Genomic DNA, 6,801 nt, shown 5'->3' with positions numbered 1-6,801 from the left:
GCACGAACAGAAGTGTTCGTTGCGCTCTGTCTCCGACTCGTGGTTGCAATCACCAACTACGAGCGAGGAAACGACCCGGGCTGCGAAAAGCTATGAGATGGATTCTATGACACGCTCATGTGGTGCAAGGCGTTCTCGTCTTTGGGAGTGTTGCCCTAGGCCAGGCAGACAGAGTGATATTGATTTATTGATATTAGTGGCTGATTCGCGAAGTGAACAGCACCGAGCCAAGGAGACCACAAAGTAACATAGGCAGGAACATTTCAACGATGAGGGCACTGTCTAGTTAAGCGATTCTGGACTATGCTGGCTGTACAGCGCTTTTCCAGCCTTTGTTGATCTGCAGACCTCATGAAATTCTTTTGAAACTATTGGTGAGGTCTGCGAATTCGCGGCACTCATTGTTCACCAATCCTTCGTTTCACCGAATAGCTACTCGTTCACTTCTTTTGAGACACGGTTATCGGACCGCAGTCTGGCGGTTTCGGTTATCTAGACAATGCCCAATCAACCAATATCTCACTGAAGCACGGGAAACCAACGCTCACGGCGACATTCGTTCGAGACTACTTTCCCCGGACGTTGAAGAGACGTACTACGATCTTCGCTGGTACACGAGCGGCGATTTCGAACTCCACTATCAGGAGAACTGGAGCGACAAGCGGGGGTGGCAACGCCGGTGGGATAAACATCCTCGGGATGGCAAGCGAACCCACTATCATCCCCCAACCAGACGCGGGCTACCCGCCCGAACCAGCGCAATTCCTAAACAGCTACTATGAGGTGCTTCAGTATGTCGACGAGCAAACGCTTGCCCATATCAAAGACTATCCACTCCTCGAAACGGACTGAACGCTGTTAGTTGCCGTTTCAGTAGTTGATAACACGATTTCGTCACTCAGAACGTGGACTGAAACAGCCTATTCGAGAAATGTGACGCGAAGTGTTATTGACAGCAACTTCTAACTCATATCATATGGTCGTGTACCCGGTCCGTGAGTATCCGAGCTATGATGAGTTTGTCCGAGAGTGGTGTGCAACGACCCTTGCTGAAAAAGAGTGTTCGTTAGCAGAGGCGCGTGAACGCGGGGTGATCGACGAACAAGCCACGCGGTTGCGCTGGCAATTGCTCGGCGAGCTCAATCCTGATGAACTGCTACTCACAATCCCGAAATGGCTTGCAGAAGAGAAAGTTGGGTTCACCGAGGGTGGAACCCCGACGGAGTTTGTCGGTCGAATCGGAGATGAAACGGAGAAAGCGATTTTATTCATCGATTCTGCACCAGCGAAGCCACTCATGAAGCGGGCTCATCGCATCTACACGCTCGAAACAAGCCTCAGTGAGCAAGATACCGACACTCCCGATGCCGAGCAACGAGCCTGGCTGCAAGATCGACTCACCGAGCAACGCAACCAGTATGCCACCGATCGAGCGACAACAGGGCTCAGCGAAGAATGGCTGCCTAAATCACAAATTCTTCGTGCAGTTCGGCGTGTGACTGCGAAATGAGAATCAGTGACTCTGACGTGACCCGTTGATCGCTACCGTGGACGCTTAACACACTTGCACCCCTATCGACGAATCGATGCCATCACACGAACCAGTCGAATCTCCAGACAAGACAACGATCTTCTCGTACCACGATTTGACTCCACCCACGACCCAAGATATCTATGCAGCACAACGAATCGTTCGGCAGTATCTTCCACGGACGCCGTTGGTGCGTAGCGAAAGTCTCTCAGCCGAGTTAGACGCCGATGTCTATCTCAAGCGTGAGGATACGCTTCCGACGCACTCGTTCAAAATTCGCGGCTTTTATAATCTGATTGCTGATCTTGAGCCGGAATTTCGTGAGAAAGGGCTGATCACGGCGAGTATGGGCAATCACGGCCAAGGGATGGCAACAGCCGCCCGCGAGTTCGATGTTCCAGCGATTATCGCCGTCCCCGCTACACTCGAGAACCCGACAAAGATCAACAGCATGGAGCGGCTTGGTGCAACCGTGATCAAGCACGGCCAGGATTTCGATGACGCCCGCGAATACGCCGAGCAACAGGCAGCCGAAGAAGGATATCGGTATGTCCACAGTGGGAATGAACCTCACCTGATTGCTGGACGCGCGAGCGCTGGCCTCGAAGTCATGGAGGATTGTCCTGAGGTAAACGTTCTGATCAACCCTGTCGGCGGTGGGAGTAGTGCGTCTGCCTATGCGCTTACTGTCGGTATGCTCCTCGGTGCTGATGTCATTGGTGTTCAGGCGACGGGGGCTGATGCGGTCTATCGGGCGTGGAGCGAAGGAACGATTGAACTCCAAGCGCAAGCCGACACCTTTGCAGAGGGGATCAAGACGCGGACGCCGTTTGCACTCCCCCTGCAGATTATGCAGGAACACCTAACAGAGATGATGATTGTTGAGGATGACGACCTGCGGGCTGCCATCCAGCGACTACTCATCGACGATGCAATCTTGGCTGAGGGCGCAGCTGCCGCCGGTGTTGCGGCCGCGCTTCAGATGGGTGACGAACTTGCGGGAAAGACTGTCGTGTTGCCGATTACAGGGAGCAACCTCTCGACGGAGAAGCTTCAAGACATGCTTGCTGATCGGTGATCGCGCCATTGGATGGAATTTCATTTTTTCTTCGAGCAGGATGTGTGGTTCGCAATCAATACAGGGTGCGTATGCTTCAGCGTCGCTGAATTCGGTCAACGATGACTATGTGCCGGGATTTAGGATCTGTCGCTCACCTTCAGACGCGGTGTTCATCTGTCTTCTTGCTCCGCCCAAAGAGTTCCAAGGCGGGTTTCCACCCATGGCAGTACATCTGTTTCAAGAAGGTTGGTCACATCGACTGGGAAGTCTCGATCCTCGGCGTCAGTCGTGTTCGCGGACGGAAATGGATGGAAATGATCACGTGTATTGTGATTTTGCTCATGTCGATCCCACCGGCAGCGCCGGATCTCTCCGACGTAAGATTCGATGTACAAGACATGGAAATTGCCGTTCGTGTAGACTTGCAATTCGAGTCGGACGTCGTCAACCGCGTCCGGATAATAGTCGATGTTGAGGTGAACGAGCAGCGTCTCCTGTTTGTTCGCAGGGAACAGCGATGTGGTGCTCACCTCATCCAGACTGGCAAGCACCCGAGCAAGATGGCGAAGCAACTCTTCGTCAACCGGGTGTGTCGCATCAGCCTCACCGGCCACGATTAGACAGCCTCTGACTCGGAGTCGGCCGCCCGCTGCTGTCGGACGATGTCAAGGCGTCTGATCCGGCGTCGGACTGTTTCCCACTCGCTGAGGTCCATCCATACCTCTTCGATCTGGTTGTAGTCAGCGTGATCAAGCGCGTCGACATCGCTTGGCCGCTTTGCGTCGTACCGATCTCGGAGGGTCTGTTCACGAGTCGTGAGTTCATCAAGTCGTTCTTGGAGTTGGCTCGGCGAGAGTTGTTCGAGGCGGCTTCGCTTACGCCATTCGAAATAGGACTCGTTCCGTCGGTACGTTGCGGGGTTTTCGGCGACGCGTTCAAGCACACCGATATCGACGAGGCGTTCCAGGTGGCGTCGGGCGGTATCGGGTGCACAATCAGCTCGCTCTGCGATTGCAGCCACTCGCGCCGGCTCGTAGAGTTGAAGTGCGACCCGGTAGACTCGCTCATCGGCGGGCTCCGCGGCCAGCTTCGTCTCGAACTCGCCAGCGAGATCGAATTCGGATGGTGGGTCAGCGCCCGGCGCGGGCATAGCTAGTAGCTAGTGTTGATGGCTAATATATTTTCCTCTCACCGATCTATTTCGTCAGCCGAATCACGGGGCGGAACACTTTGATTAGTCGGGTCTCATGGCACTGTCTAGATAGAGAAAACCAAGCGACAGCGGTACGATTGAGAGGATTTTATGCACTGTTCGTAGTAACTGATTCTTGAGAGTGAGATCGGCTGCACCGTGAGAAGACTGAATTCAATTGTTTCACCAAAAACCTCGTCATGATGAGACGAGAGGGATTCGTTAGCCACTCACGGTAGAGACGTTGAAACGCCACTCTACAACAGAATCGCTTAACTAGACAGTACCGGTCTCATCCAAATCCCCTGTAACTGAGAGGAATCGTGTGCTAAATGGAGAGGATACGTTGTTTTGTACAGACCTCGCGTGGCAAAAACGTCCTTTGAACCTCGAACATGAAGATAGGAATTCTTGTCACTGATCTTTGTCAACAGGGACTTCTATCTCCAACTCTACCAATGGCGTCTCACTCGCGAGGCTTTCGACACCGATGGCAGTGTGGCAGGGGAAGGGCTCGGTCGAAAAGACCTCCCGGTACACTGACTGAAACGCCTCATAGTGGTCTCTGATATCAACAATATAGCTTGTGATTTTGATCACATCCTCAAGATCTTTATTTACATTCTGAAGAATCGTCCCGACGTTCTCGAACGCCTGTCGAGTCTGCGATTCGATATCGTCCCCGACGTAGTTCCCGTGCTCGTCCGTCCCGACCTGTCCCGATATGTAAAGCGTCCCATCAGCGACGATTGCAGGGCTGAAATGATGTTGCGTTGTGTCGGCTAGATTTTTTGGCTCTATAACTCTCTGTGCCATAGTTAGGTCATCTTCGATGGTGTCAATAACAGTTCGGTCGATGTCAAGGAGTTCTAATCCTTCCCAAGAGTTCGATATTGTCTTCTCTCAATGTCAAGGATAATCAGCCCAGCAGATAACGCAATCGAGCCAGTTAGTGTGAACGACTCGCGCCCTCTATTCAGCAGGGCCACTGGAACCCATCACCACGTGAAGATTTCTACAAGGCCGAGATAGGATATCCCTGCTTGTTCAACGGCACTCGAGGAGATCGTCTTTCGTGATTGCCTCGGCATTACGTTCGGCCGCACGCACCGCTGCATCATCGACCGTTCCAACGATATCCGCTGCGCTGCGATCCGTTGTCTGTTCGGCAAGCGTTTCATACTCGTCTTCATCGAGATCCGATGGGAGTTTACGGAGTTGCACACGGAAAATCAGTTTCCGTGCCTTCTTGTTGGGCAGGCCAACCTCATACTGCTGATCGAACCGTCCACGACGAGTGGCGGCTTCATCAAGCAAGTCCACACGATTCGTTGCAGCGACGAGCAGAACACTTGGATATTCATCGTCCAAGCGTGCCAGAAACTCGTCTCTTTTCGAGTGCAGCGAAGAAGTGTTGATCGCGAGAATAGGCTACTGATCTCGTTCTTTGATACGATGATAACCAAACAGTGTGACGCAGGCCACAATACTTCCCCCTAGTAGTGCATCAATTGGAGCAGCGCCGAACCACAAACCGGTGACTACTACGGTCTCACCGAACAGCACTGCGACGAGAACAGGTAGATGTCGTGCAAGATGTTTGCGAAGTCGGTCACCAATCTGTAATTTAGGTTCGATATCAGTGAAGAGGTGGCTTATCATAGAGTTCTCTTATTCATGAATTGCATTAGGTAATCGGCCATTGTATTAAGAGAGAAGTGATTGCCAGACAATCAATTAATCTGTCTTTCTACACAGTAACAATCCAAAGTCGCTATAATAGTTATTAGAAGTAATTGATCACTTTTGGTACCGAGAGCTGTTCAAGAGTGTCATCGATTGCTCTGCTCAGTTGCTCAAGCGAATCAAAGAACCGGTTGCTGAGGATGTCAGTTAGCTGCCGCCAGCACTCTTCGACCGGATTCAGCTCGGGCGAGGACGACGATAACGTCACGAAGGCAAGGTCGTCACGGGCCGCCAGGTCCGTGACGGCCGACGCCTGAAAATACGGCGCACCGTCGAGGACAACAATCAAATCATCTCGAAATTCTTTTCATAATGCGAGAATGAAATGTTTCGCGTGATCGGCGGTGATATACTCCTGGAATCAGGAGAAAAAGCGATCACCGTTCTCGGTGAACGCGCCCAAGAGACACGTCCAGTCATGCCGGCCAGAGTGTGATGGCGGATCGCGGGCCGCGCGGAAACCACGCGGCTTGCAGCTCAACTTGCACAGATTTCTTGGTTTGATCGATACAGACTACCGTGGCGCCCATTTCCCGCCGCTTTTTTAGAGTTCCTCGGAGAACGCATCGTGTTCGTCAGCATCAGCTTCGGCAGCGTTTCGGCGCGGCTTTTGATAGCTTAATCCCGCTTCTTTCAGCAACCGCCGACAACTCGGGAGTGAATAGTCCACGTCCTACGTTTCGTCGAGATAGCGCTAGACGAGCGCCGGCGTCCACGCCGACGCGTCAATACCTACGTTCGTTGGCGATTCGTGGACGATTTGTTCGAACTCGTTTTGCTGTGATTCTGAAAGTTTACGTTTTCTTCTGGATCGATGAGCATTAGTAACAGCGCGCTGTAGATTGTTCGTCGTTCGACGTTGTACTACTCGGCGAGTTCGGTCTGCATCACACCGTTTTTGTACGCAATTGCCGCTAACATCCGCTGTGTCGGCTTCTTCTTTTCCACGTTGTCGAGTGCGTCTTGCAGTTCCTCGACGGAGATCGCGTCGAGATAGTTCACCAGATACAGCAACAGTCTATGAGTAAAAAATTTCAACAGTTACTATAGTACTTAGTTCTCGCGTGATATTAGTATATTATACTACCTTCGATACTCGGTACACTGGGACCAAACACCTTCACATATTGATGTGTTCACCTTGCAAGCCAGCCTCGCTCATCTGTAGAAGTCAGTACTTAGGATCTGCTCGAACCAGTCGTCGGTGTTGAGGATCCAGCCCAAGAAGTTTAGATAGCCCTGTAAGTGGTGTTTTGAGACGCCTCGGAACCT

7 protein-coding genes and 2 pseudogenes are annotated in these 6,801 nt (G+C 52.1%); 3 read left to right on the top strand and 6 right to left on the bottom strand.

The window, feature by feature from the left end:
* Positions 1-374: 374 nt before the first annotated feature.
* The 3 genes from ACR3FF_RS27490 to ACR3FF_RS25065 all read left to right on the top strand — a co-directional run bounded on the left by ACR3FF_RS27490 (position 375) and on the right by ACR3FF_RS25065 (position 2,609).
* On the top strand, positions 375-782 hold the full coding sequence (locus tag ACR3FF_RS27490) for a toxin-antitoxin system TumE family protein (RefSeq protein WP_472850169.1): 408 nt from the start codon (positions 375-377) through the stop codon (positions 780-782).
* Positions 783-976: 194 nt separating this feature from the next.
* Positions 977-1,510 (top strand): hypothetical protein, encoded by a 534-nt coding sequence (locus tag ACR3FF_RS25070; RefSeq protein WP_458190838.1) that lies wholly within the window; start codon positions 977-979, stop codon positions 1,508-1,510.
* A gap of 76 nt (positions 1,511-1,586) precedes the next feature.
* Positions 1,587-2,609 carry a threonine ammonia-lyase gene (locus tag ACR3FF_RS25065; RefSeq protein WP_458190837.1) on the top strand — a complete coding sequence of 341 codons (1,023 nt, stop codon included), beginning with the start codon at positions 1,587-1,589 and terminating at the stop codon, positions 2,607-2,609.
* Between the two features lie 152 nt (positions 2,610-2,761).
* On the opposite strand, the gene ACR3FF_RS25060 is transcribed toward ACR3FF_RS25065, so the two are convergent.
* The 6 genes and pseudogenes from ACR3FF_RS25060 to ACR3FF_RS25035 all read right to left on the bottom strand — a co-directional run.
* On the bottom strand, positions 2,762-3,205 hold the full coding sequence (locus ACR3FF_RS25060; protein ID WP_458190836.1) for a toxin-antitoxin system TumE family protein: 444 nt from the start codon (positions 3,203-3,205) through the stop codon (positions 2,762-2,764).
* A gap of 2 nt (positions 3,206-3,207) precedes the next feature.
* Entirely contained in the window at positions 3,208-3,741 is a 534-nt protein-coding gene (locus ACR3FF_RS25055) for a DUF7342 family protein (protein WP_458190835.1), read from the bottom strand.
* 456 nt (positions 3,742-4,197) lie between these two features.
* Complete coding sequence (locus tag ACR3FF_RS25050) at positions 4,198-4,599, bottom strand: RidA family protein (RefSeq protein ID WP_458190834.1); 402 nt, start codon at positions 4,597-4,599, stop codon at positions 4,198-4,200.
* 231 nt (positions 4,600-4,830) lie between these two features.
* The gene (locus tag ACR3FF_RS25045) at positions 4,831-5,163 is read right to left on the bottom strand and encodes an AAA family ATPase (protein WP_458190839.1); all 333 of its coding nucleotides are present in this window, start codon (positions 5,161-5,163) and stop codon (positions 4,831-4,833) included.
* Between the two features lie 406 nt (positions 5,164-5,569).
* Positions 5,570-6,531, bottom strand: a pseudogene (locus ACR3FF_RS25040) (IS630 family transposase).
* Positions 6,532-6,687: 156 nt separating this feature from the next.
* Positions 6,688-6,801 (bottom strand): annotated as a pseudogene (locus tag ACR3FF_RS25035) (IS1595-like element ISHti5 family transposase); the annotation flags it as partial.

The sequence above is a fragment of the Haladaptatus ordinarius genome, from assembly GCF_054177595.1.
The sequence above is the reverse complement of the archived record's forward strand: the minus strand, read 5'-3'. Positions and strand labels throughout refer to the sequence as shown.

Bases quoted from the DNA above. Each gene is read 5' to 3' on its own strand.
- ACR3FF_RS25070 (WP_458190838.1), top strand. From the start codon at position 977: ATGGTCGTGTACCCGGTCCGTGAGTATCCGAGCTATGATGAGTTTGTC.
- ACR3FF_RS25065 (WP_458190837.1), top strand. From the start codon at position 1,587: ATGCCATCACACGAACCAGTCGAATCTCCAGACAAGACAACGATCTTC.
- ACR3FF_RS25055 (WP_458190835.1), bottom strand. From the start codon at position 3,741: ATGCCCGCGCCGGGCGCTGACCCACCATCCGAATTCGATCTCGCTGGC.
- ACR3FF_RS25050 (WP_458190834.1), bottom strand. From the start codon at position 4,599: ATGGCACAGAGAGTTATAGAGCCAAAAAATCTAGCCGACACAACGCAA.